Annotated in this window: 21 protein-coding genes and 1 pseudogene; 15 read left to right on the forward strand and 7 right to left on the reverse strand. The window is 61.3% G+C overall.

The window, feature by feature from the left end:
• Nucleotides 1–3: 3 nt before the first annotated feature.
• Nucleotides 4–825, reverse strand: coding sequence for a shikimate 5-dehydrogenase (locus COCCU_RS05355; protein ID WP_156230567.1), 822 nt, complete (start codon nt 823–825; stop codon nt 4–6).
• 33 nt (nt 826–858) lie between these two features.
• Between COCCU_RS05355 and COCCU_RS05360 the strand changes: the two genes are divergently transcribed.
• From COCCU_RS05360 to COCCU_RS05370, 3 genes are all read left to right on the forward strand, one after another.
• Nucleotides 859–2,436, forward strand: a complete 1,578-nt coding sequence (locus tag COCCU_RS05360) for a carboxylesterase/lipase family protein (RefSeq protein WP_156230568.1) — start codon at nt 859–861, stop codon at nt 2,434–2,436.
• 148 nt (nt 2,437–2,584) lie between these two features.
• Nucleotides 2,585–3,433, forward strand: a complete 849-nt coding sequence (locus tag COCCU_RS05365) for a hypothetical protein (RefSeq protein ID WP_156230569.1) — start codon at nt 2,585–2,587, stop codon at nt 3,431–3,433.
• Between the two features lie 136 nt (nt 3,434–3,569).
• The gene (locus COCCU_RS05370) at nt 3,570–4,466 is read left to right on the forward strand and encodes an NmrA family NAD(P)-binding protein (protein ID WP_156230570.1); all 897 of its coding nucleotides are present in this window, start codon (nt 3,570–3,572) and stop codon (nt 4,464–4,466) included.
• A gap of 24 nt (nt 4,467–4,490) precedes the next feature.
• Here COCCU_RS05370 and COCCU_RS05375 read toward each other — a convergent pair whose 3' ends face one another.
• Nucleotides 4,491–5,018, reverse strand: coding sequence for a hypothetical protein (locus COCCU_RS05375; RefSeq protein WP_231598879.1), 528 nt, complete (start codon nt 5,016–5,018; stop codon nt 4,491–4,493).
• 162 nt (nt 5,019–5,180) lie between these two features.
• Here COCCU_RS05375 and COCCU_RS05380 point away from each other — a divergent pair, with 162 nt between their 5' ends.
• From COCCU_RS05380 to COCCU_RS05425, 10 genes are all read left to right on the forward strand, one after another.
• Nucleotides 5,181–6,431, forward strand: a complete 1,251-nt coding sequence (locus COCCU_RS05380) for an MFS transporter (RefSeq protein ID WP_156232614.1) — start codon at nt 5,181–5,183, stop codon at nt 6,429–6,431.
• Nucleotides 6,432–7,814: a DHA2 family efflux MFS transporter permease subunit gene (locus COCCU_RS05385; RefSeq protein WP_231598880.1), complete on the forward strand. Its 1,383-nt coding sequence runs from the start codon at nt 6,432–6,434 to the stop codon at nt 7,812–7,814.
• Between the two features lie 173 nt (nt 7,815–7,987).
• Entirely contained in the window at nt 7,988–8,719 is a 732-nt protein-coding gene (locus tag COCCU_RS05390; protein ID WP_156230571.1) for a hypothetical protein, read from the forward strand.
• 79 nt (nt 8,720–8,798) lie between these two features.
• Nucleotides 8,799–9,605 (forward strand): hypothetical protein, encoded by an 807-nt coding sequence (locus COCCU_RS05395; RefSeq protein ID WP_156230572.1) that lies wholly within the window; start codon nt 8,799–8,801, stop codon nt 9,603–9,605.
• Nucleotides 9,606–9,746: 141 nt separating this feature from the next.
• A complete protein-coding gene (locus COCCU_RS05400; RefSeq protein WP_156230573.1) occupies nt 9,747–10,424 on the forward strand; it encodes a YczE/YyaS/YitT family protein in 678 nt (225 codons plus the stop codon).
• A 52-nt stretch (nt 10,425–10,476) separates the two neighbouring features.
• Nucleotides 10,477–12,015: a hypothetical protein gene (locus COCCU_RS05405; protein ID WP_156230574.1), complete on the forward strand. Its 1,539-nt coding sequence runs from the start codon at nt 10,477–10,479 to the stop codon at nt 12,013–12,015.
• Between the two features lie 104 nt (nt 12,016–12,119).
• Nucleotides 12,120–13,130: a substrate-binding domain-containing protein gene (locus tag COCCU_RS05410; RefSeq protein WP_197088446.1), complete on the forward strand. Its 1,011-nt coding sequence runs from the start codon at nt 12,120–12,122 to the stop codon at nt 13,128–13,130.
• 74 nt (nt 13,131–13,204) lie between these two features.
• On the forward strand, nt 13,205–14,122 hold the full coding sequence (locus COCCU_RS05415; RefSeq protein WP_231598922.1) for an ABC transporter permease: 918 nt from the start codon (nt 13,205–13,207) through the stop codon (nt 14,120–14,122).
• The gene (locus tag COCCU_RS05420) at nt 14,119–14,880 is read left to right on the forward strand and encodes an ATP-binding cassette domain-containing protein (protein WP_156230576.1); all 762 of its coding nucleotides are present in this window, start codon (nt 14,119–14,121) and stop codon (nt 14,878–14,880) included. The genes COCCU_RS05415 and COCCU_RS05420 overlap by 4 nt, the downstream gene beginning before the upstream one ends.
• A gap of 250 nt (nt 14,881–15,130) precedes the next feature.
• Nucleotides 15,131–16,516, forward strand: a complete 1,386-nt coding sequence (locus COCCU_RS05425; RefSeq protein WP_156230577.1) for an MFS transporter — start codon at nt 15,131–15,133, stop codon at nt 16,514–16,516.
• A gap of 51 nt (nt 16,517–16,567) precedes the next feature.
• On the opposite strand, the gene COCCU_RS05430 is transcribed toward COCCU_RS05425, so the two are convergent.
• Nucleotides 16,568–18,058, reverse strand: coding sequence for an MDR family MFS transporter (locus tag COCCU_RS05430; RefSeq protein ID WP_156230578.1), 1,491 nt, complete (start codon nt 18,056–18,058; stop codon nt 16,568–16,570).
• Between the two features lie 111 nt (nt 18,059–18,169).
• Between COCCU_RS05430 and COCCU_RS05435 the strand changes: the two are divergent.
• Nucleotides 18,170–18,370, forward strand: a pseudogene (locus COCCU_RS05435) (ATP-binding cassette domain-containing protein); the annotation flags it as partial.
• Nucleotides 18,371–18,876: 506 nt separating this feature from the next.
• Here COCCU_RS05435 and COCCU_RS05445 read toward each other — a convergent pair.
• From COCCU_RS05445 to COCCU_RS05455, 3 genes are all read right to left on the reverse strand, one after another.
• Nucleotides 18,877–19,077 (reverse strand): hypothetical protein, encoded by a 201-nt coding sequence (locus COCCU_RS05445; RefSeq protein ID WP_156230579.1) that lies wholly within the window; start codon nt 19,075–19,077, stop codon nt 18,877–18,879.
• Nucleotides 19,070–21,169, reverse strand: a complete 2,100-nt coding sequence (locus tag COCCU_RS05450; RefSeq protein WP_156230580.1) for a GmrSD restriction endonuclease domain-containing protein — start codon at nt 21,167–21,169, stop codon at nt 19,070–19,072. The genes COCCU_RS05445 and COCCU_RS05450 overlap by 8 nt, the downstream gene beginning before the upstream one ends.
• A 230-nt stretch (nt 21,170–21,399) precedes the next feature.
• Nucleotides 21,400–22,461, reverse strand: a complete 1,062-nt coding sequence (locus COCCU_RS05455) for an IS630 family transposase (protein WP_156230581.1) — start codon at nt 22,459–22,461, stop codon at nt 21,400–21,402.
• A gap of 133 nt (nt 22,462–22,594) precedes the next feature.
• On the opposite strand from COCCU_RS05455, the gene COCCU_RS05460 reads away from it, so the two are divergent.
• On the forward strand, nt 22,595–24,118 hold the full coding sequence (locus tag COCCU_RS05460) for an IS1380 family transposase (protein ID WP_269434469.1): 1,524 nt from the start codon (nt 22,595–22,597) through the stop codon (nt 24,116–24,118).
• Between the two features lie 350 nt (nt 24,119–24,468).
• Here COCCU_RS05460 and COCCU_RS05465 read toward each other — a convergent pair whose 3' ends face one another.
• Nucleotides 24,469–25,284, reverse strand: a complete 816-nt coding sequence (locus tag COCCU_RS05465; protein WP_156230582.1) for an arginase family protein — start codon at nt 25,282–25,284, stop codon at nt 24,469–24,471.
• Between the last annotated feature and the right edge of the window lie 98 nt (nt 25,285–25,382).

Genomic DNA, 25,382 nt, shown 5'->3' on the forward strand with positions numbered 1-25,382 from the left:
GTTTCAGTTGCTGATCGGGAGTGCCTCGGTGGCATAGGCCTCTGCGGTGGCGATGTCCTCGGCGGAGGGGCGCACCCCGGTGTAGAGGGTGAACTGCTCCGCGGCCTGCAGTGCGAGTACCTCCCCGCCGGTGATGTACGGGATGTTCCACTCCTCGGCGGTGGTGATCAGGGGAGTGCGTACCGGATCCGCCACCACATCAAACACCAGGGTGGCCCGGGAAATTTCCGCCTCGCTGAAAGCAGTGCCGCCCTCATTGCCGCCGGCCATGCCCAGTGGGGTGACATTGACCAGCATCTTCGCCTCCGCGGGGGTCTCGGTGGAGAACTCCCAGCCGAAACGACGGGCCAGGGAAGCCCCGGTGACATGGTTGCGGGCCACCACGGTGCCGGACATGCCGTGATCGCTCAGGGCGGCGACCACCGCATTAGCCATCCCACCCGAACCCCGGACCGTGACCGGCAGGGTCGGGTCCACCTCGCGGATCAACTGCGCCACCGCCAGATAGTCGGTGTTGTAGCCGATGAGGTCACCCCCCTCGTTGAGGATGGTGTTGACCGAGCGGATCCGCTCCGCGGAGGGATCCAGGGCATCGAGCAGGGGGATCACCTGCTCCTTGTAGGGCATGGACACCCCCGCCCCACGGATGCCCAGGCCCCGGATGCCGGCGACTGCGGCGGTGATGTCCTCCGGGGCGAAGGCCTTGTAGAGGAAATTCAGCTGGTACCTGTCATAGAGCCAGTTGTGGAAGCGCACACCGTGGTTTCCGGGGCGTGCCGCCAGGGAAATACAGAGGGTGGTTTCGCGATCGACTTGATTGACCATGACTCCCACCCTAAACGCAACTACCGTGGAGGTATGAACGACAGTTCCTTTTCCCCCGGCCCGGTCGCCGCAACGACCTCCGGATATGTACGCGGGGCTGTTGACCCGGACCTGGGAATCCGCACCTGGAAAGGCGTGCCCTTCGGGGCAGACACCTCCGGCCCCAACCGCTTCCGCGCACCCCGACCCGCCCCCGGCTGGTACGGCGTCCGGGACTGCTATGAATACGGCCCACATGCCCCCCAACCCGTCTACTCCTGGACCGACCGGATCATCGGCAGCGAAGACTGCCTCCACCTCGACATTGTCCGCCCCGACACCGATGAGGAACTACCCGTGGTGGTCTACTACCACGGCGGATCCTTCATCATGGGGGCCTCCCATGAACAGATGCTGCGCGGCCACCACCTCGCCACCAGAATGAACGTGGTCTATGTGTCGGTGAACTTCCGGCTGGGCACCCTCGGATTCCTCGATCTCCGCAGCCTCGGGGAGGACTGCGTGGCCAACCCCGCCCTCGAGGACCAGCTGCTCGCCCTGAAATGGGTGCACGACAATATCGACAGCTTCGGCGGTGACCCCGACAATGTCACCATCATGGGGGAATCCGCCGGCGGCGCCTCCGTCCTGACCATGATGTGCGTCCCCTCCTCCCACGGTCTCTACCGCCAGGCGATCTCCCAGTCCCCACCGATCGCCATGCTCCACTCCAGCGCCCAATCCACCCTCTGGGCCCGCGAACTCGTCTTCACCATGGCCCATCCCCGACAAACCACCCTCGACACCCTCCGGCAGGACTCAGCGGCGGACCTGGTGCGCGCCGGGCAGTCCATGATGTGGGGTGCCGGGGAACTGATCCACCTCAACCCCTGCTTCGGCCCGACTGTCGACGGCCGGACCCTCCCGGAACATCCCCTGACCACCTTCGCGGAGGGCAGGCAGGCGCAGGTGCCGCTGTTGATCGGCACCAACCATGATGAAACCAGCTTCGGCAAATTCTTCTACCTCCGGGGTTCCGCCCGCGGTCGGGCCGCCCGGAGACTGCTCTCCGCCTTCGACCCCGAGAACGCCGCCACCGTGCTGGACTCCTATGGCGGTGCCGTGGCCCGCGCCGACTTCGCGGAACTGCTTGCCGACGCCATCTTCTGGGCCCCCACCGTCCGGGTCGCCGGGGACCACTCCCAGGCCAACCAGACCTGGATGTACCGCTTCGACTACGCCCCACCCGCCCTGCGCTGGCTGGGGCTGGGGGCCATGCACTCCCTGGAGCTCGGTGCCATCTTCGGCGATCCTGACTCCTCCCGCATCCGTGGTCTTTCCCGCTGGGGTGGGCTGGATGGCCTGGAGGAGCTGACCGAGGAGATGCAGGATCACTGGGCCAACTTCATCCACCACGGCAACCCCGGGGAAGGGTGGCCGGGCTACCACACCGACCCGGAGGAGGATCCGGGGCGGGCCACCAAGGTCTTCGACATGGAATCCCAGGTGGAATACGACCCGAAGGCCACTCAGCGCCGCGCCTGGCGGGACTACGACATGCTCGAATGGGGCAATGGTCGGCCCGAACTGCTGGAGGAACTTGGCCTGGTGGATCAGTCCCCCTGGGAGTGATCTTCCCGGCCCGGGGCGGTGTGGTGACTTCGGGGAGACAAACCCGGGGAATAGGTGGGCGTTTGCTCAGGGACCCGGCTAGGCTTGGGACGGATCGTCACGACCGGTGGCGGTCACTCATCACGTTTCGTTGGAAGGTTTGCCGGACATGAGCTTTTTCGAGGACATCGCGGCGGCCCTGGATGCCGAAGGCATCGAGTCCCGCGTCAATGACGACACCATGTTTGTTCCGATCACCTCCGACCTGGAAATCCAGTTCGTTGAAATCGATGCGCTTCTTCCGGCTGCAAATGTCTACATCGCCGCAGCGGATGTGGATGAGGATGATGAGGACTTCGAGGCGGTTCTGGTCTCGGTGGTCTTCAGCGTCGAGGGAGCAGTGGAGACCGTCGCCCGCCACGTGGCCACCGACCAGGTGATCACCGTCCTGCGTGACCTGCTGGAAGGTACTGACGAGCGCATCGGGGAGCTGGAGTTCTACCAGGACGCCCTCAATGCCAACCTGGTCCGGGCCGAAGTCGGGTCCAACTCTGAACTCCAGGTCCTGGTCGAGGTCCTGGACGGTGTGCCCACCGCCGAGGTCACCTTCGTCGCCATCGGTGAGAGCTTCGAGGACTTGGTCGACCAGGCCATCTCCGAACTCTGGGAAGCCGATGGCGAGGACATGCTCTCCGATGAGGACCGCCAGAAGATGTTCGCTGAGCTTTCCAGCGACATCGAACTTGAGACCGATGAAATGCTCGACCTGGGCACCTTCACCGACTTCGACCGCCTCTTCGACGTCCTCTCCCTGGCCGCGGACCACGCCGAAGACTGGGAGGAGCAGCTCGTCCCCTTCGATGATGAGGAGTTCGACGAGCCCGAGGTCTACGACATCTTCGGCGAAGATGACTTCGACGAGGAAGACGATGAAGACGAAGACGATGATGAGGACTTCGATGATGAGTCCGAGGACCCGGAGGATGTCCTGCCTGAGTCTGTGGAGGCCAGCAAGTAGTCGCCGCTGAGCCTGCCTCAAAGAGCTGCCGCACCTTTGTGCGGCAGCTCTTTTTCGCTGTCCGCCTTTCCGTGCCGGGGAAGTGCGGATCTGCCAGGACTTCCGGAGCGGGGTTCAGGGGGTACCCTGGGCGGGCATGAAGGATATTAAGGAGCCAACCTCCAAGATCGTCCTGAGTACCCCAACCGGAAATGTCGGCTCCCGGGTAGCGCAGTTGCTGGTGCAGGCCGGAATCCGCCCCACCCTCCTGCTGCGGAATGCCGCCAAACTCGACCCTGCGTTGCGGGAACGCTGCGATATCCACGAACTAGACCAGGGTGACACCAATGCGGTGGTGCGCGCCACCGCCGGAGCCACCGCCCTGCACTGGGTCAACCCACCCACCCTCGACGATGATCCGGTGGCCGGACATATCCGGATGGGACGTTCCGCAGCTGCCGCAGTACGCGAGAACCAGATCCCACGGGTGGTTTTCCAGAGCAGCGGGGGAGCAGAGGCCCGCGCCGGGTTCGGGGACATCGACGGGCTCGGCTACACGGAAGAACTTCTCGATGCCACCGGCACCAACATCACCCACCTCCGCTGCGGTTATTTCTTCACCAACCTCCTGATGGACCTGGACTCGATACGGGAGGGGAAGGTCGGATCGACCCTGCCCGTCGACCATCGGATGCCCTGGGTGGCTCCCCGCGATATCGCTGAGGTGGCGGCCACCCGGCTGCTGTCCACCGAATGGCACGGTCGGCACACCCAGGGGGTGCAGGGGCCTGAGGACCTCTCCTTCCGGGAGGTGGCCCAGATCCTGAGCAGTACCCTCGGCCGCAAGATTGAGGCGCAGCAGATCCCGGAGGAAATCGTCGCCGCAAACCTCCACACGGTGGGGTTGGGGGAGAAACAGATCCAGGCGATTCTGGGTATGTCCCGGGGACAGCTTGATCCCGCCTATGTTCCGGAGAACCCCCGGAGCTACCTCAGCACCACTCCCACCACACTCCGGGCATGGGCCCATGAGGTGCTCCGCCCTCTGCTCTGAATCCTCCCCAGGGGAAATGGAGAACTAGGCTGCGTTCTCCATCCCGCTGAAGAGTGAGGACGGGGAGCGCACCGGAAGGTGGTGCCCATCCACCAGCCAGCAGTAGGTGGGGGCACGTCCGCTGCCGATCTCATGCACAGCGTCGATGAGTTCTGCAGGTACCAGCGCCCGGATCCAGGCTTCCGCGAGACCCGGGGTGGGGGTACGTCCCTGCGGGTCGGTCAGCCGGACCGAGATGACATAGGCCGGTTCCCGGGTCTCCCCGAATCCCCGCACCCTGGCCTTGGCCTTCGGCCCCACGCGGTGCCGTGTCAGAGTGGCGTTGAGTTCCCGGCCACCGAGTACGGCGGGTAGTTGTTTAGATGGCGGCCGCCAGGTTGGCAGGGGTCGGGCCAGGGAACGGGGATGATGCAGGATCGAGGTGAGTGCGTGGAGGGTGTCCGGTTCCCGGCTGCGGATCTGCTCAGCTGCGGTGAGCGGATCCGGGACTGCGGTGCTGCCGGCGGAGAAGAGGGAGAAGGGACGCTTGCGGGAGTTCGGTACTTTCAACATGACCTGAATCCTAGAACTCGGTGCGAACATGTATGCGAGAAAATGATAGAACATAGATTCGAATATGGAAAGTTCGGCATCTTCCCCCACGCCGCGGTTATGGGACTCCAACGCACCTTAATGGCCACTTTTCAGGGGAAAGGCTAGCCTGAAGAGGACATGATGAAAGATCAACAAACTCCGCAGCAGGCAATCAACAACCCTGCCAAAGCCGTGCCCCGCATCCCCACCGAGATCTGGGTACTGGTGTCCGCTGCTTTCATTATTGCGGTGGGCTACGGCCTCATCGCCCCAATCATCCCGCAGTTCGCCCAGTCCTTCGATGTGGGCATGGCCGCCGCCGGTGCGGTGGTCTCCATCTTCGCGATGAGCCGCCTGCTCTTCGCCCCGGTCTCCGGACGGCTGATCGATAAACTCGGTTCCCGCAAGGTCTATTTGAGCGGCCTGATGATGGTGGCCGTGACCACCGGCCTGGTCGCACTGGCCCAGGAGTACTGGCATATCCTCCTGCTCCGTGGCATCGGCGGCATCGGTTCGACCATGTTCACCGTCTCCGCGATGGGACTGATCGTGCGGATGTCCCCACCGGCTATCCGTGGCAAGGCCTCCAGCGCCTACGCCTCCGCCTTCCTCATCGGCAATATCTTCGGTCCCGTCATCGGTGCCGCCCTCTCCATGCTGGGAATGCGCATCCCCTTCGCCATCTACGGTGCTTCAGTGGCGCTGGCTGCCTTCGTGGTCTGGTGGAAGATGCCCAAGATGGATGCGGCCGAGGAACGGGGCAGGGACACCGAGCCACCGTTGCGCTTCGCCGAGGCTTTCCGGGACTCCGCCTACCGCAGCGCCCTGGTCGGGGCCTTCGCCAATGGCTGGTCCAACTTCGGTGTGCGGGTGGCCACCCTGCCACTTTTCGCCGCCGCCATCTTCGAGCATGGCGGTGCCACCGCGGGTTTCGCCATGGCCACCTTCGCCGCCGGTAACGCCATCGCCCTGCAGTTCTCCGGACGGCTCTCGGATCAGATCGGCCGCAAACCGCTGATCATCTCCGGGCTGCTGGTCAACGCGGTATTCACCGGCATGATGGGTTTCGCTGACGCCTTCTGGCCGCTGCTGCTGATCTCCGCCGTGGCGGGTGCCGGCGCCGGACTCCTCAACCCGGCGCAGCAGGCCTCCCTGGCGGATGTCATCGGCTCCAAGCGTGCCGGCGGTAAGGTGCTGGCCAATTTCCAGATGGCCCAGGACCTCGGTGCCATCACCGGCCCCATCATCGTCGGTGTCATCGCGGAGGCCCTGGGCTTCCGCTGGGGCTTCCTGCTCTGTGGGGTGATCGGCCTGCTGGCGGCACTCGCCTGGAGCTTCGGCCGGGAGACCCTGGAGAAGGAAGAGATCCACATTCCCGAAGAGGTGAAGTAGGTGGGGGAGAAGACCCTGCCCCAGGCCGGACAACGGGGCGCGATCCCCGAGAAGCAGGCCTGGAAGGCACTGGCGGCACTGTGCATCGGACTCTTCGTCACCCTGCTCGACCAGTCCCTGGTGGCGGTTTCTCTGCCCCGGATCCGCGAGGAGCTGGGCGCCAGCATCAACCAGGTGGTCTGGGTGTCCGCCATCTACCTGCTGACCTTCGCGGTGCCGCTGCTGATCACCGGCCGGTTGGGGGACCGTTATGGGCAGCGCAATATCTACCTCATCGGCATGGCCATCTTCACCCTGGCCGCCTTCGCCTGTTCCCAGGCTCCCACCATTGAATGGCTGATCCTGCTGCGGGCGGTCCAGGGTTTCGGTGGTTCCCTGATCAACCCCCAGCCCTTGAGCATCATCCACCGCATCTTCGCCCACAACCGTCGGGGTGCCGCCACCGGGGTGTGGAGCGCGGTCGCCAGTTCAGCAGGTCTTTTCGGCCCCGTCATCGGCGGCGTGCTGGTGGGGACAGTCGGCTGGCGGTGGGTGTTCTTCGTCTATGTTCCGCTGGGCCTGATCTCGCTGGTCATGGTCGCCCGCTATGTGCCCAAACTGCCCACCGGCACCAGCCGCATCGACCTGCTTTCTGGGCTGGTCTCACTCATCGCGGTGCTCGCCGTGGTCTTCTCCCTCCAGCAGGGCCCCGAACTCGGCTGGACCTGGTGGGTCTGGGTGGTGCTGGCCCTGGGTGTCGCGGCACTCCTGCTCTTCATCAGGATGCAGCGCAACAACCCCAGGGCACTAGTTCCCCTCGGGCTCTTCAAATACCGCAACTTCTCCCTCGGTGCCTTCGCCGTGGGGATGCTGGGTTTCACCGTCTACTCCGTGAACCTGCCGATCATGCTCTACCTCCAGGTGGGGCAGGGGATGCGCGCGGAAACCGCCGGCCTGATGCTGGTGCCGATGGGGGTGATCTCCGTGATCATGGCCCCCGTCCTGGGGCGGCTCACCGACAAGATCGCCCCGGGCCTGATCTCCAAAATCGGGTTTTCCGCGATGATCGCCGCCATGACACTCTTCGGCATCCTCATGCACCTCCAGGTGACCCCCGCCTGGTTGCTGATCGCCATCGTGTTGCTCGGCCTGGCCAACGCCATGTGCTGGTCCCCGAACTCGACGATCTCCATGCGTGACCTCCCCCCGGAGCTGGTGGGTGCAGGTTCCGGTGTCTACAACACCGCCCGCCAGGTCGGTGCGGTGGTGGGCGCGGCAGCCTTGGGCGCGGTGATGCAGATGGGCGTGGATAGCTTTAGTTTCGGTGCGGCCATGGGCAACGCCCTGCTGCTGCCGGTGGTCTTCCTGCTCGCCGGCCTGCTCGCGGTTTCCCGCTTCAAATAACGCTTATCCGACGCCCTCCCGACCGGGCAGATGGACCGATCCGCTCAAAAGGTGCTGCCCCAGGGGCTCGGGGCAGGGGAGATGATGTCTATTGCGCTACCCCGGACCAGGTCTAGGATCAACCCTCAGGAAGTTGCTATGAGCTGCGTTGATCCACCTTTGAGGAGTACCGGATGCCCACTCCTACCGCCCCAGGGCCGCGGCGGACCGCTATTGCGACACTCATCTCCGTGCTCATGTTCCTGATGGCCGGTTGCGCCCAACCGGGAGAGACTGAGAAGTTCGGGCAGAGCAGTCCCACCCTCAGCATGCCCGCCCAGGGCTCCGGGCAACCCAGCTCTGACACCACCGTGATCCGCTATGTTTCACCCATCAGCCGCGACGGAGAGATTCAGCCGGGCTGGCGGCAAGCCGGAGAGACACATTCCCTGGAGGATAATTGCAACCGCTCCCCAGTAGCGGTGGAGGACGGCATTTACCAGTGCGGCCCCAGCGCCCTGGCGGCAATGGCCTGCTTCTACAATCACCCCACCGAGGCCTACTTCTGCCCCCTCAGCCCTTTCGGCAGGCAGTACCGTCTGCTGAAGATCATGGGCGAAAGCGATGGCACCCAATTCACCCAGCCCTATCCCTGGGGCCTGGAGCTTGACGATGGTCGCGAATGCACCATCCGCCAGGGAGGGGCCTGGGGAACCCGGGATGACGGTTACTTCGGTACCTACAGCTGCGATACGGGGGAAGAATTTGTGCTCTCCACCGGCGGTCAGCATGATGTTCTCTTCACCGTGGATCCCAATGGGAAGTGGACCGTCTCCCTCGGGGAACTGGGGGCCGTCGGGGAACAGTTCCCGCCCCCGAGCGCCATGGGCCTGGCCGCCATCTACTACGCCGCCTGGGCTAAATGACTCAGGCCAGGGACTAAGCTCACTGGTGATGAGGCGCCCCGTTGCGCCCCTGATCCCCTGGCCCTGAGGAGCTCCCCGGATGCCCACATCTTCCAGTCAGCGCGGCATAGTTGCGGCGCTGGTTGTCCTCATCATTGTGCTGCTGGTGATTCTCGCCGCCACCATCACCTTCGTGCTACGTTCCCAACCCGGGGGCACCAGGTCAGCGGAAGAAACAGTGGTGACGGTGACCGCCCCGATGAGTGCCGAGACCGAACCCCCGACAGAACCCGGCCCCAGCACCGCAGTGGAGGACCCCAGCGCCGCAGAACAATCGGAGATCAGCGCGGGACAGACCCAGATCAGGTATATCTCCCCGGTCAACCGCGCCGGGCAGTTGCAGGCCGGCTGGCAGATCTCGGAGAGCGAATCCCTGGACACCTGGTGCGGGGATTCCCCGGTTGCCGTGGATGAGGGCATCTACAGCTGTGGCCCCAGCGCACTGTCCGCACCCGTCTGCTTCGCGGCCGCAGACGGAATCTTCTACTGTCCCCTCGGCCCCTTCGGCAACGAAATCCGGGCCTTGGACTTAACTTTTGAACTCCATGACAGCACCACCGGGGAACCCGGTCCCTGGGCGCTGAAACTGGATGACGGCCGGACATGCACCGTCCGCACCGGTGGGGCCTGGGGGTTCCGCAATGATGACTACGTCGGTTCCTATAGCTGCGACCGTGGCCCCGAGGTTGTCCTGGTCTCCCAGAGCGGGGACGACGCCTTCGGCGTGGACCGCAGCGGTGAAAAGTGGACCGTCAAGCTCGGTGAACTGGGAATATCAGGGGAAACCTTCCCGCCGCCGAGCACGGTGGGTGTGAACACCGCCTACTTCGCGGCCTGGGCGGAGTAGGGAACTGAATGCCGCTGATCCCAGGGCCCTGAAACATGAGGGTTAAACCGGCAACCTCCGGCATCTGACTGCGATGAGCAGGGCAGCTCAGCACCCCCTTAAGAGCCCTGGGTGGGCTGCTGAGCTGTAGAACTATAGATCATGGCCCTCGACAAAAACTCCACAGATCCCGCCCGGCGTTACAGCAAGACCACCCGGTGGCTGCTGTTCTTCCTCGGGGTGTGGGTCATGACGGTGGGTATCGCGCTTACCGTGCATGCCAACCTGGGTACCACCCCGATCTCCACTGTTCCGGCCGCCATCGCCGCCGCCACCTCCCTTTCCTTCGGGATCTCCACGATCCTGCTGAGCCTGCTTTTCGTGGTTCTGCAGATGCTCATCCTGCGGCGGAGATTCGCCCCCTTCCAGCTCTGGCAGTTCCTGGTGGCCTTCGTCTTCGGTGGGCTCTGTGACCTTTCCCTGGCGATGACCGCCTTTATCCAGCCGGGAAACTACCTCAGCCAGTGGCTGATGGTGCTGATTGGCATGGTCCTGGTCTCCCTGGGGGTTTTCACCCAGGTGCTGCCGAAGATCCTCTACGCCCCGGGGGAGGGAATTGTGGTCGCCATCGCCATGGCAACCAGATGGCGTTTCGGCACCGTGAAGCAGTGCTTCGACTGGTCACTGGTGGTGCTGGCGATCATCATCTCCCTGGTCTTCGTCGGCCATGTGGTGGGGGTGCGGGAAGGAACCGTTTTCGCGGCCTTCGCCGTCGGCGGGCTGGTCAAGGTCTATCAGCGCATCTACGACGCTGCTCTACGACGCCACCGCCACCCCTGAGGTCCTACCTCGTTCCCGGGTATTTATCCCCGGGGCATGCAAAAATCAGGGTATGACTTCCGCGATGGCGACACCCGGCCCACTGACCTTCTCTGATGGCCCCGTCCTCCTGGCGATCGGACCTGAGTATGCGATCACCACCTGGGAGATCCTCGGCCACGCCTTCGCGGAGCGGATCCCCCTCAGTGAAATTCGCACCGGTCTGGCCCGGCTCAATATAGGTGGCGGTGTCCCCGAGAATGCGGTGGCTTCCCTCTTCGTCAATGACACCACCTCCCATCCAGGCCTGGCGGGGCAGGGGCAGGCGGCCCACAACCCCGCTGAAAGAGCGCTGATCGTGGAGGCCTGCGCCAGCTACTGGGAGATGCGGATGCAGGACATCGCCGATGCCGCGCCGGGGATGAATCAGGCGGCCGTCGATAAGCTGGGGCGCTTCAGCTTCAGCGGAGAACCACTGCTCAACGAGCTGCATGCCCTGCGGCGCAGGGAGCCCAGCACCAGCGATGAAGAAATCGAGCAGCTGCGTGGGGTGGTTGCCTCCCTGCGGAACAAGGTGGCCTTCGGGGCCGCCGGAGTCGCCGCCGCCAACCCGGAGACCCTGCCGGAGCTGATGAAAGTGGCACTTCAGCCGGAGGGGTGGGCCCAGCAGATCGCGCTGCTGGTGGCCGCCGAGGAAGTCATCGCCGGCAATATCCTGGCCAAGGTCCGATCCCCGGAATTCCGCAGCGCCACCGAAACACGGGATGCCATCACGGAACTTCTGGTGCTGATGCTGGACAACCGCCGTGAGGATCTCCGACTGGTGGAGGGCCTGAAGGAACTGCAGCAGGAATTGGAGGAGTATGACCCCTCCTTCCTGGGGAAGTTGAAACACCAGGGAACCCTCAAAAGGCTGATCCAGGTGACACAGCTCTACACCCCCTTCATGAACATGCGGCGGGGCAGCGGCAGCGAAGATATCGAGGCAGAGGCCCCGGATGATTCGGGGGAGGAACTCATCGGGGAATTCGATGAGGAAGCCCTGGCGGCAGCCTACGGGGAGCACTTCGAGAAGATGCTCACCCCGGCCATCGAGAACATCGGGGAACTCAAGACCGCCTATCCCCATGATGATGACAAAGGCATTGAGGCCCGGCTCCACCGCAAATTCCTGGACCAGGCCTCCGGGCAGGTCATCGACATGGATACCCAGGCAATGGACCTCATGGATGTGGTGGCGCTCTACGCGATGTCCCTGGCCATCCTCCGTGAAGTACCGGTGGACAACCGGGAGAAGCGGAGAAAGCAGGCCAGGAATCTACTGCATGTCGTGAAAACCGCGGAGGTGGCACAGGGGCTGGTGAATAATCCGCTGGTCGACAGGGGGCTTCTCATGGCCTGGACCACTCTCATGGTCTTCCTCTCGAAACAGGTAGACAAACGAGGCCTGCCCGTGGCAAAGATAGGTGTGATGGCTCCCCTGATCAGCAAGTGGATAAAGACGAACTTCGTGGACAATCTGCCTGGGGCTCCCCAGGAAGCCGCACTGAGGTTCCTCCACGGCAGTCCCCTGAAGCTCCTGGCCTTCGCCATCCAACGCAGCATTCGCTGATAAGAAGCGGCTTAAACCATCGCCCCTGCAAGATCCCTCTGAATCGATCATGAAGCTCTCTCCAGAGTTTGACTTATACCCTTGACCTGCGCAAACTCACTATTGTGAAGATCATTTCAAAGACTGTCCGCTTCAAGGCAGCTGCCGCCGCAGTGCTGGCCACCGCCCTCGTCCTCACCGGCTGCTCCTCCACCGGTGGCGCCCCGCGCAACACCGCCGGCAGCGAGGGAGGCGGGACCGTCGACACGCCACGCCTGGTCGTCTCGATGGTCAGCCACGGCGCGCCAGGAGACACCTTCTGGGACCTGGTGCGCAAGGGGGCGGAGGATGCCGCACGCAAGAACAACATCGAGCTGCGCTACTCCGCTGACCCGGAAACCCCCAACCAGGCCAACCTCATCCAGTCTGCCATTGACTCTCAGGTCGACGGGCTGGCCGTCACCATGCCCAATGCTGATGCCCTGGGCCCGGCCGCGCAACGTGCCGTCGACGCCGGGATCCCGGTGGTCGGCCTCAACGCCGGCATGGAGCGTTATGCGGAATTCGGGCTCAGCGGCTTCTTCGGCCAGGAGGAGAAGATCGCCGGCACCCGCGCCGGGGAAAGACTCGCCGAGGACGGCGCGGAGCATGTGCTCTGTGTGATCCACGAGCAGGGCAACTCCTCCCAGGAGGATCGCTGCGCCGGTGTCGCGGAGGGCGCAGGGGGTGCCACCGAAGTGGAGAGCATCTATGTCAACGGAATGGACCTGACCTCGGTGCAGTCCACGCTCCAGGCCAAACTTTCCCAGGACACCTCCATCGACTGGATCATGAGTCTGGTCGCCCCGGTCGCGCTGACCGCCGCCAACTCGGCGGAGGGCGCGAACTCTGAAGCCAAGATCGCCACCTTCGACACCAACGCCCAGCTGGTGGAGGCCATCCGCAATGACAAGGTGCAGTGGGCGATCGACCAGCAGCCCTACCTGCAGGGTTACCTGGCCATCGACGCCATCTGGCTGGCGCACCGCAACGGCAGCACCGTCGGCGGTGGCCGCCCCGTGTTCACCGGACCCAGTTTTGTCGACGCCACCAATGTCGACCAGATCGCCGATGCCGCCCAGGAGGGTCTGCGGTGAGCCAGATCAAGAACCTCCTCAAAAGACCTGAGCTGACCAGCCTGCTCGGCGCGATCATCATCTTCACGGTCTTCATGATCGTCGCCCCGGCCTTCCGCTCCTTCGACTCCTTCGCCACGGTGCTCTACGCCAGCTCCACCATCGGCATCATGGCGGTGGCGGTGGGACTGTTGATGATCGGCAATGAGTTCGACCTCTCGGCAGGTGTCGCCGTAACCACGGCGGCCCTGGCCGCGACGATGCTCAACTACAACCTCTGGTTGAATTCCTGGGTGGGGGCACTGATCTCCCTGCTGATCTCCCTGGCCATCGGCTTCTTCAACGGTTACCTGGTGACGAAGACGAAGATCGCCTCCTTCCTGATCACCCTGGCAGCTTTCCTCATGCTCCAAGGACTGAACCTGGCGGTGACCAAGCTGATCACCGGTGCGGTGGCCACCCCGATCATCTCCGACATGGAGGGTTTCGCCTCTGCAAAGGCGGTGTTCGCCAGCTCGGTGAACATCTTCGGTGTCAATGTCCAGGTCACCGTCTTCTGGTGGATCCTCTTCGTGGCATTGGGCAGCTACCTGCTCTACAAGACGAAGTTCGGCAACTGGATCTTCGCCGTCGGCGGTAATGAGGATGCTTCCCGGGCGATCGGTGTCCCGGTCAAAAGGGTGAAGATCATCCTGTTCATGTTCGTCGGTTTCGCCGCCTGGTTCATCGGCATGCACAACCTCTTCATGTTCGACTCCATCCAGGCCGGGCAGGGTGTGGGCAATGAATTCCTCTACATCATCGCCGCCGTCATCGGTGGCTGTTCCATGACCGGTGGCCGCGGCACCGTGATCGGCACCGCCATCGGCGCGCTGATCTTCGGCATGGTCAACCAGGGCATCGTCTACGCCGGTTGGAACCCGGACTGGTTCATGTTCTTCCTGGGCGGCATGCTGCTCTTTGCGGTCCTGAGCAACAACAGCTTCGAGAAGTTCAACAAGGAGAGGTCATGAGCGCACTGATTGAGCTGGAGGGCATCTCCAAGGATTACGGCGCCTACCGCGCACTCGAAGACGTTGACTTGTCAGTCAGTGCCGGTGAGGTCACCTGCGTGCTCGGTGACAATGGTGCCGGTAAGTCCACACTGATCAAGATCCTCTCCGGGCTGCACCCCGCCTCGGCAGGCACGATGCGGGTGGGAGGGGAAGAGGTGCGCTTTGCGACGCCCCGGGCAGCCATCGCAGCCGGTATCGCCACCGTCTACCAGGATCTGGCGGTGGTGGGCCAGATGAGTGTGTGGCGCAATTTCTTCCTCGGTCAGGAGCTCACCGGGTTCCTGGGCAAACTGAAGGAAGAGGAGATGCGACGTATCGCAGATGAGCAGCTCCGCGAGATGGGCATTGACCTGCGCAGCGTGGATGTGCCGGTGGCATCACTTTCCGGGGGCCAGCGTCAGGTGGTGGCCATTGCACGTGCCATCTACTTCGGGGCGAAGGTGCTTATCCTGGATGAGCCCACCGCGGCGCTGGGGGTCAAACAGTCCGGGATGGTGCTGAAGTTTATCGCGGCCGCCCGGGACCGGGGGATCGGGGTCATCTTCATCACCCACAACCCGCATCATGCCTATCTGGTGGGGGACCATTTTCTGATCCTGAGCCTGGGGAAGCAGGTCCTGGATGCCTCCCGCGGCCAGGTGAGTCTGGAGGAGCTGACCCTGCAGATGGCTGGTGGGGGAGAGCTGGACGCTCTGGGGCATGAACTGAGGGGCTGAGCTGAAGTTTCACCCGATCCTCCCTTTTTGGTTTTGAGCTGTCTAAAAAGGTGGGTGTGGGGCTCATGCTTCTCTCAGGCGCTTTCGCATAACCCTGGATTAATTCCCTGGGAGTGGAAAATTGCCATTCTAATTCCCCTGTTAGGAAGCTATGTGTTCCGCATGATGAAACATCCATTGTTGTGATGTGGCTAATGAGATGGAATCAACTCGTCCCATTCGGTGTGATCTGAATAACTAACCACTCATCATGAGGAGTGCCCCCGTGGCCACCATCGCCAATGTCACCAACCCCGGTGCCGCGACACCGCAGCCCACAGACAAACAGCGCCGCAAGGTCCTGATCTCCAGTTTCCTCGGCTCCACCGTCGAGTACTACGACTTCCTCCTCTATGGAGCGGCGGCCGGCCTGGTCTTTCCCTACGTCTTCTTCGATGATTCGATCGATCCCTTCGTTGGAATGATCCTCTCCTACGTCATCCTTTTTGCCGGTTACCTTTCCCGCCCGGTCGGTGGCCTCCTCTTCGGGCACCTGGGTGACAGGTACGGCCGCAAGAACGTCCTCTTCGTCACATTGATGATCATGGGTGTGGTCTCCATCGCGATCGGACTGCTGCCAGGCTATGCCACCATCGGTATCGCCGCCCCGATCCTCCTAGTCGCGCTCCGGGTGATCCAGGGCATTGCGGTGGGCGGCGAGTGGGCGGGTGCCACCCTGATGGCGGCTGAGCACTCCAAGGCTGGTTCCCGTGGTTTCGCGGCCTCCATCGCCGTGGCCGGCGCCCCCGCCGGTGCCGTGCTCTCCACCCTGGTGCTCGCCCTCTTCGCAGGTCTGCCGGAAGACCAGTTCCTCTCCTGGGGTTGGCGCGTTCCCTTCCTGCTCTCCGCAGTCCTGGTGATCATCGGTCTGTACATGCGCTACAGCCTCACCGAATCCCCGGAGTTCGAGGAGGCCCGCAGGGCTGGCCAGACCGCCACCGGCGTTCCGATGAAGCGTATCTTCACCGTCTACCCGAAGCAGACCATCTTCGCCTCGCTGACCATTGCCGCCCCGCTGTTCATGCAGGCCCTGCTCGCCGTCTTCGTGGTTCCTTTCGTGGTGCAGTCCGGTGCGATTGAACGCCAGGACGCACTGATGTTGTTGACCTTCTCATCTTTCCTCCACATCTTCGCGATCCCCGCCTTCGCCATGCTCTCGGACCGCTTCGGCCGCCGTCGCATCATGCTCATCGGCGTAGTCATCTCCATCTCCCTGGTCTTCCCGATGTTCATGCTCTTCACCTCCGGTAACGTCTGGCTGATCGGGCTGGGCTTCATCGTGGGTAACCCGATCATCCAGGCATCCATCTACGGCCCGGTTGGTGCCTTCCTCGCCGACAAGTACGCCCCGGAGGACCGCTACACCGGTGTCTCCGTCTCCTACCAGGTCGGTTCCATTCTCGGTGCCGGTGTCGCTCCGATCATGTCCACCTGGCTGGTCACCCTGGGTAATGGCTGGGGCAGCTACAACGTGGCCACCTACTTCGTTGTCCTCTGTGTGATCGCCGGAATCGGCATCATCGCGGTGGAGAAGCCCAAGTACAACGTCCCCCGGAAGGTTGTCGAGGCCGAGCCAGCCCCGGCCCCGGTGGGCTGATAGCTTCCCTTAGAAGAAAATCCTCTTCCCCCTGGTGGGAAGAGGATTTTTCTAGTTGTGGGGTTCCTGCTCGATGATGGTCCTGGTCTCGGAACCGCCGGTGCCAGCGGGAACCCGGGTGATGAAGAAGGAGAACACCAGCGCCACCACCGCGACGATGGCGGAAGCGAGGAAGGCCGAGTTCGCGCCGTCGGCAAGTGCGGTGGTCTCTGGGACACCAGCCTCCCGGGCGGTGGAGCTGACGCTGCTGTAGATGGTGATCATCAGCGCCGTGCCAGTCGCACCGGCCAGCTGCTGAAGCGTATTCAGGATCGCGGATCCATGCCCGTAGAGCTCCTTGGGGAGTGAACCCAGGGCGGTGGTCATCAGCGGGGTGAAGAGCGCCGCCAAACCGATGGAGAAGATGATGTGGATCGCCACGATCATCCACACACTGGAACTCTCATTGGCGGTGGCCAGCCAGAAGAGACTACCGACCACCAGAATCATGCCCGGGGTGATCAGGGGGCGGGGGCCATGCAGATCGAAGAGACGACCGAAGACAGGGGAGAGGACACCTTCGATCAGACCTCCCGGCATCAACACCAGACCAGTGACCAGGGCCGTGAGCAGCAAAGAACCCTGGAGATACAGGGGGAGGGTGTTGAGCACACCGAGCATCGCGCCGAAAAGACTGAGCAGCACGATCAGGGAGAAGGTGAAGTTGGGGACCGCGAGGGGACGCAGATCCAGCAGCGCGCGGCCTTTCCTTCCTTCCGTCAATTGACGCCAGACAAAAAGAGCCAGACCGACCAGACCGACCGCCAGGATGATCAGGGCGTTAATGGCCTGCTGCCCACCCGCAAGGATGACGCTGATTGAACTCAGGCCATAAACCAGACCGCCGAAAGCGAAAACCGAGAGAATTACCGAGAGCAGATCCAGGGGAGTGGACTTCGGCTCGCCGATGTTGATCAGCTTGAACACACCGACCGCAGCAGCAATGGCCACCAACGGCACCATGGCCCAGAAAATGCCGTGCCAGGTGGTGAAACTCAGGACCACACCCGCCACCGTGGGGCCCAGGGCAGGGCCGACCGCCATGACCACGGCGATCAGACCCATCACCGTGCCACGACGCTGCGCCGGCACCAGGGTCATCGCCACCGTCATCAACAGGGGCATGACAATGGCGGTACCGATCGCCTGCGCCACCCGGGCCAGCAGCAGAAGCGCGAAGGAAGGGGCCAGCGCGGCGATGACTGTGCCGATGAGGAAAATGGCGGTGGCGAAGATGAACACCCCGCGGGTGGTGAAACGTTCCAGCAGCCAGCCGGTGGTCGGCAGAACCACCGCCATGGTCAGCATGAAACCGGTGAGCAACCACTGGGCGGTTGCGGCGGAAATATCGTAGTCCGCCATGATCGAGGGCAGTGCCACCGCAAGAGTGGTCTCATTGAGCATCATCACGAAAGCGGTGAAGACCAGCACCCCCAGGACGATCTTCACGGGGCCGGGAATCGACGCTGATTCGGCGGGGTTCGTGGCAGAGCTGGGGGACATATGTGTACCTCTATGAGAAAGGGCCCCTTGGTGGGGAGACAGAGGCAGTGTGCGGCACCAACCCGGAGGAGAAGTCTAGCGGAGATTTGGGGGAGTGCTGGGTGGGCATCTTCAGGGTTGCACCCCGCCTCGGCGGGCACGATGCGGGTGGCCGGGGAAGAGGTGCGCTTTGCGACGCCCCGGGCAGCCATCGCAGCCGGTATCGCCGCCGTCTACCAGGATCTGGCGGTGGTCGGCCAGATGAGTGTGTGGCGCAATTTCTTCCTCGGCCAGAAGCTCACCGGGTTCCGGGGCAAACTCAAGGAAGAGGAGGGGAATTCCAAGAGCGAGGTTTCCAAAGAAGGAAGGGCCGCTGTGGTGCATTGCATCTGCGCCACAGCAGACACCGGCGCTAGCCAAGAAACCAGCTTCTTACCCTCCATGACCTTCAGCACTGAGCGTTACACCAAGGTCGAATCTACAACCAACCCCTGGAACACAGATGAACCCTGGGGGCACTGGAAGGAAACCTGCTCAACCAGATGAAGGGCCGGGACATTACCGTAGGGAATCTCACCAGCACTTCCGCTGACAAACGCAGCGAAGTCAGTATGTCGATCATTTAACAATGGTATAGGCCACCCGGAAGTGCTCAGCATCGTCAAGGAGAGCATTCCGATGTGGGATCTGGGAGACAGTATCTTGTTTATTGAGTTCTCATTCTCAAACTTCTGTCCTGAGTATGCCACCCTATAACCCGGCATGGCATGAGGAGCTCCCACCATTACCCCGCTCATGACGGGGTCCTAATACCTTTGAGAGCGATGGGATGGTAGCCCTTACGAGTAGCGCGTTGATCTGTACGCACTGGGGGATTTCTCTCGCCCGGTTCGGCGCTGCCCCGCCGTCAAGCCTTCTTCGATCATTGCACGTGATTTATCCATATCTTTACGCGCGCTATCTTCTAACTTATTAAGATACGCTTCTTTATCAAAAGGTTTCTTATTTCGGCGGTTCTGCTTCTTTCTAGATTTACTCATTATGGTAAATCCTCTGCTCAATATCCATATAGGAGTATGCTGCGTCACCTTCTGTGAGTTCTAACAACTCCGTTAATTCCTCCACGGACAGGCGTAATTTTGTATGTGCGTTGCCCGCCTTGGTGAAACTCACCCCCTCATCTTCTAACAAGGTGCGGGGATCTGTTTTATCTTCCGGATTCAGCCATCGGAAATTAGCGGATATCTCACCATTGCTGCGCATAACCCGATGCGCATTAGGTAGAGGATTAACCGCGATATAATTACCAACCGGCTGAGCGGCAGTGCCGATAGCGGCAGCGATATTCCCATAACTTGTCCATCTTCCTGCAGGAAGTGCGGTGAGAATGTTTCTCAGCTTACGCCAGACAGGGGCAATGTCTCCTGTGGTGGCATCCTTGTGCCGGGGTCCAGGCCACGCATTGATAATGATCTCGGCGAGTTGTTCAGCACGAGTGTGAATCTGGTCGGGGCCCCATTGTTTCTGCTCTGCAATCGAGGCGCTGAGACGCACCCCGGACTTCAGCATTTCTGCCCGTTTCCAATCGAAACTGTGGTTGCTTAAAGAACTATTGTAGCCGGTGAGCGTGAGGTTTCCGAGGGTGTGCTGGGTGAGGTCGTGTACCTCCTCAATATCTTGCCCGGGACACGCCGCCTCAAGAGCACTGCGCCATTCCGGGGTCAGGGTCTGCGGCATGACATGTTCAATGGTCAGCTTTGAGGTATCAACAGGCTCCTGGGAGCCGAATTCCTCTTCCAACCACCGCAGGAAGGCATGCCGATGATTGGCTCTACCACTGCGGTAGAACGGATTATTCATGATCGCACTGTGCAGTTCATCATCGGCAGTGAAATGACGTTGTCCTGTGGAAAGGAACCTGCTGACCTGTTTATCGATGGGTTCTTCACCGGTCACGATGGAGACCGCTGTCCGGAAGATCCGGTTGAGCCCCTGCGTAGGCCGGCCCACCAGAAGCCGCCGGATGAGATAGGACTCAACCGTGAGTAGTGCGCGAGCCAATTCCTCATCTGCTGCGTTGCCGACTGCTCGGTGGTGCAGTAACTCGAGAACCAGTGGGTGTGGTGTCGTAGCAGCCCATTCTTTCAACCGGCGCAGACGAAGCCGGATCTGAGGGTTACCCTCCAACTCCGGGTGCAGTATCAACTGGTAGAGCGAGGCAAGCTGATTCAAACGGGACAACTCTGCGTGGATTTCAGCTTCGGTGGTCAGGTGATCCAAGCGTCGCTGTTGGAAGATAAAGGTGTCGCTGACTTTCACAGTCGGATTGTCCTTGGCAAGGTCGATCCAGAAGAGTTGTTCGATCTGGTCGTTATCGAGTTTTTCCTGCAACGGATGCCAGTAACGTTCGTACGCTTCCTCATCACTCTCGGGAAGGCGCATGAAGATGTAGTTTCTGAGCAGGTCACCCTGGGTCAGCTTCAAGCCCGTGTTATTCAAGGACTGGAAAATGCGGTGCACATTATCATCCGGGTGAGTGCTGATCGATACCAATGCCAACCCTTCGATGACCGCTTCCTGGAGGGTCTGGATGTCTTCGGCGATATCTGGATCATCAAACATGGTGAGCTGACTGCGAAAGAACCGGTAAGCCGTGCCGATGGTGTCTTGTCCGCCGCTATCTGGCAAACGTTTGATCACGGCGTTGAAAGAAGACCGATCCGCCTGCGTAGGGACAAGTTTGATATGGTCCCTGCCCTTTTTGTACTGGTTGACAAGAAAGCGGTTCTTGATTTCCTCCCCGGCATTCTCCCCGGGGTTCTGATCATCAATATGATCCCGGATGGCCGCGAGAAGCAGCGACAGCGTGGTCAATCGCTGCTGGCCATCGACAACAAGGAACGTGGTGACGCCACCAGCTAGCGAGGCGGGCGGAGGAGCCAGGACCAGGGATCCGATGAAGTGGGTGGAACGGTACCCTTCAGCTCGATCCTCAGTAAGTTCGACGATGTCACCCCACAGCTGTTCCAGTTGGCTTTTCCCCCATTGGTAGGGGCGCTGGTACAGCGGAACCAGGTACTGTTTGGTCCCCTCCAGCAGTTCTTGGAGCGTTGTTTCTTGAGCGGCGACCATACTGGACTCCTTTAGTAGCCTTTTTCTCAGTTCTTATTGAATCTTTCTTTAACTTTACAAGAGGCATCTCCCGGGAAGCGCAAGAGAGTCAGTATCGTTCTGGAGGTTCATCTCTCCTGTGCACCCGGGGAGGGCATATTCAGCAGTTGATTATGTCCCGAAAATATCTCGTGGACTTCATCTTCCCGATGAATATTCGACAGCTACAAGGGGTAGGTCTTATGGTGGCGCTAGTGTCCTGCGCCGTTAATTCGTTTCAAGTATCGGGCGATAGAGGCAAGGATCTCCTCCGCGGTTTTCGTCCAGATAAACTGCTGGGGATCCTCGTTCAATGCTTTCACCCAGTTACGTAAATCCTTCTCCAGGGCCTGGACACTGCGATGATCCGAGCGCTGGAGAAGCTCCCAGGCCACTTCAGCGAACAGTCGCTCGACCTGGTTGATCCAGGATGAATACGTCGGCGTGAAATGCATATGAAACCGGGGATGCTTGTGCGTGGCATAGTTGTCACAGATCACGTGGACATCAAGGTGTTCCGGGACGGTCTTGTCGATCTTGGCCAGAAACTTCTTAAACTCCACGGCCCGGTGCCGGCGATGGATCGACGAGATCACCGTTCCGTCAGCAACGTTGAGTGCCGCGAACAGACTCGTGGTGCCGTGCCGGACATAATCGGGCGCGCGGCGCTCGGGTGTGCCCGGCATCATCGGTAACGTCGGCTGGGACCGCTGCAAGGCTTGGACCTGGCTTTTCTCATCCACCGACAACACCACCGCCGACTCCAGCGGATTCACATAGAGTCCGACGATGTCGTACACCTTCTCGGTGAACAGCGGATCGGTGGAGAGCTTGAACCCTTCCTCCAGATGGGGTTTGAGGCCGAATGCTTTCCAGATCCGTCCGACCGTAGATTTCGACAGGCCAGACTTCTCGGCCATGCTCGCCCGCGACCAGTGGGTCGCATTCGCTGGTGTTGATTCCAGGGTATCGACGATGACCTGCTCGACCTGGTCCACACCGATCGTTGCCGGTCGACCCGGCCGGGGCTCATCGACCAGCCCATCGAGGCGCTTGTCGATAAACCGGGAGCGCCACTTACCCACGGTGGGCAACGAAACCCTCAACCGGCGGGAGACCTCCGAGTTAGATATCCCGGTCGCGCATTCCAGGACGATCTTCGAGCGCAATGCGAGGTCCTGGGCGGATTTTCGTCGACGTACCCATCGCTCCAGCTGGTCGCGCTCGTCTTCTGACAGTGTCAATGCGGCCAATGCTGGCCCTCGTTGCGCCATACCTCATTTTACAATGATCTAGCAGCGAATTAACGGCGCAGGACATTAGTTGCTGTGGTTAGCCCGTTGTTTTCACGGGAATAGGGCGGGAAAGGCCCTGAAAACACAAAGAAAGTGATCCTGAGCAGGTAAAATGGGAGTTCTTGACGCTTCCACACACCTGCTCGAAAGGATCACCTTCACGGTGAAGATTACCAGCTTTCATATCGATACCCCCACCACATCCCAACTCTGTTCCAACGCCGGACTCATGCTACTGGCATCCACCGCCGACCGGGTCGGCGTGGCTGATGCGATCGACACCGCACTCGGCGACCTTCAGAAACCAACCCTGGTCCACACCACCGGACACACCATGACCGCCCTCGCACTGTCCCTGGCGATCGGTGGTGACGACGCCAGCGACATTGACCTGCTCAACCCACTGGTCGCGACTGGGTTGATCGACAAGATCCCGTCTGACCCCACCATCCACCGCCGGCACAAAGAACTCCACGATTCCAGTGAGAGTGATGACAACAGCACTGCATTAGTCAATGATGCGGGCACCAACGCGGTGCTGGCCGGGATGAACACCGCCCGCACCACAGCCTGGGCAGCCTGTGGAACCCGCAACCCCGCCACCACAGCAACCATTATGAACCCGCTGGTCATCGACCTCGATGCCACGGAAGTTACGTCCCACTCGGATAAGGAACACGCTCGTCCGACGTGGAAGAAACACTTCGGTTTCCACCCACTGGCCGCAATCATCGACCACGGGCAAGGTTTGACCGGTGAGCCGGTCTCAGTGCTACTGCGACCCGGAAGCGCCGGATCCAATACCGCCGCTGACCACATCACGGTCATGAATCAGACGATGGCAGCTCTGCCTGGCCACACTGATGGTGCGCCCTGGGGTCGTCGTTTGCTGGTCCGGACCGATGCAGCCGGCGGGACCAAGAAGTTCATCAACCACCTCGACCAGCAAGGCCTGGCGTACTCGGTGGGATTAGCGACCTCTTGGCTCATCGCCGATATTGCCTCGACTCTGACCGAGGTCACCAAGCAGGGCGTTATCGGCCCCGAGGGCACTATCAGCAACATTGATGATGCCTACGTGGCTGATATCTCCACCAAGGTTCGTACCCTGGGACCATCCGCCACCGGGATCAACATAGAGGACTATCCACCGGATATGCGGTTTATCATCCGGGTCGAGCACGCCGCCCGTGGTGCGCAGCTGCGCACCGTGGATGTCGATGGGCGTCGGATACAGATGTTTGTCACCAACCGGAAAGGCCACGCCCAGCGCCTGGATGAACTCCACCGGGCACGTGGTCGCTGTGAGCAACGCATCCGGGATATGAAGGACTGTGGCCTGGGGAAACTCCCGCATACAACCTTCCGGATGAACCAGGCCTGGGCTCATTCGGCGGTGTTGGCGATGAACCTGATCAGCTGGGCCCAGATGATCACCGCTGCCACACCCCCGGCAGGATCTACGCCCCGACAGCGGTGGTGGGTGTGGGAACCAAAAACCCTACGCGCCCGAATACTCTCAATCGCCGGTGTCGTGGTCCGTCACGCCCGACGCTTGAGTATCCGCTTCGACGGGGCTGCCACCCACCGCGAGCTATTGGAGCACGGTCTCTCACGACTGAGATCTACCGCCTGATCCTTACCCTGGGAACCTTGTTGGTTGCCCCGCTTTTTATCACTGCGCAGTCCACAGTCCCCACTACGTCAAGGATCTGGAACCTGGTTTCCCCGGCACCAGTACCCGCCGGGATCTCGTCGACCCTGCAACCAGTCACCCCCGAGTCCTCGTCACGAAACGAATTCACGTGAAAAATCCGGGCTAAGTCCGGTCTTGCGTGGCATGGTGGGAGATTACCTTTCTCAGCATCATGCTGGTTTCAAGGTGCCCACCAGCCAGAGACGGGCTCATCACCAGAAAATATCGTAAATCTGGTTGATCAGCCAATCCCGAGCGAGTACTGCTGCAATAATTTGAACTAAACTGAGTTAAACAGCCCCCACCGCATCCTCGATAAGCTGCGCGGCGACCTGAGCGAGGGGTTCCTCGGCGTCGGCGTGGGGGAGGGGGTTCAGGACGTCGATAAGCTTTAGGCGCCCGGTGCCTGCCAGCGCCGTGACCACCGCCCGGATGTGGGCGAGGCTGATGCCGCTGGCCTCGAGCAGGGATAGCACCCTCAGGTCAATGCTGAGGTGGATGAAGGGCTGGTCCGACACTGACTCGAGGGCGGTGGCGGCCGCTTCTTCGGGGGTCATCTGTGCTAGCTGTGCAGCGGTGGTTACCCGTATATTCGGGGGAAGGGTGGTGTGGAATAGCCCCCGGGTGCAGGTGCCGCGGGAGAAACTGAAGGAGGCGTAGGAAAACTGCTTTCCCTCCAATTGGGAGATTTTCTGCGGTGCAGAACCAGACTTCAGTTCGAACTGGGCTTCCAGGGCCACTATGGTGGATAGCCCTACCGCTGCCCGTAGGCCGCGGTGGGAGGCGAAGATGGTGTCGGGTCCGTCGCTGAGGACGACCACGAGGTGCTGTTCCTCAAGAAGTTCCAGCACTGAGTTGGAGAGTTCAACCTCGGCGGACTTGAGGTCCCGGTTGATGTCTCCGGCGTTATAGCGCGGGGTGTCATCCTGAATTTTCAGGGAGGTCAGGGCGTTCCGGGTTTCACGGATAGGGTCCCCTGGATGGGCTGAGAATCCTAGGAGTACCACGCCGGGGAAGTCTTCATCGGGAGCCGCCGACCAATTACATGAGAAATTTTTTACATCGTCGCGGGAACTAAAAGTCAGTTCCCGTGCCAGTTCAGTCATACCATCAAGGTTAGAGATGCAAAAATTATCTTTATACACTTAAAAGCTGGAGTAGTCTCCTATACGAGACAGACTGTCTTTAAGGGTTTTGCGAGGAA

Origin of the sequence: Corynebacterium occultum (assembly GCF_009734425.1) — a bacterium.
GTDB classification, from domain to species: Bacteria; Actinomycetota; Actinomycetes; order Mycobacteriales; family Mycobacteriaceae; genus Corynebacterium; species Corynebacterium occultum.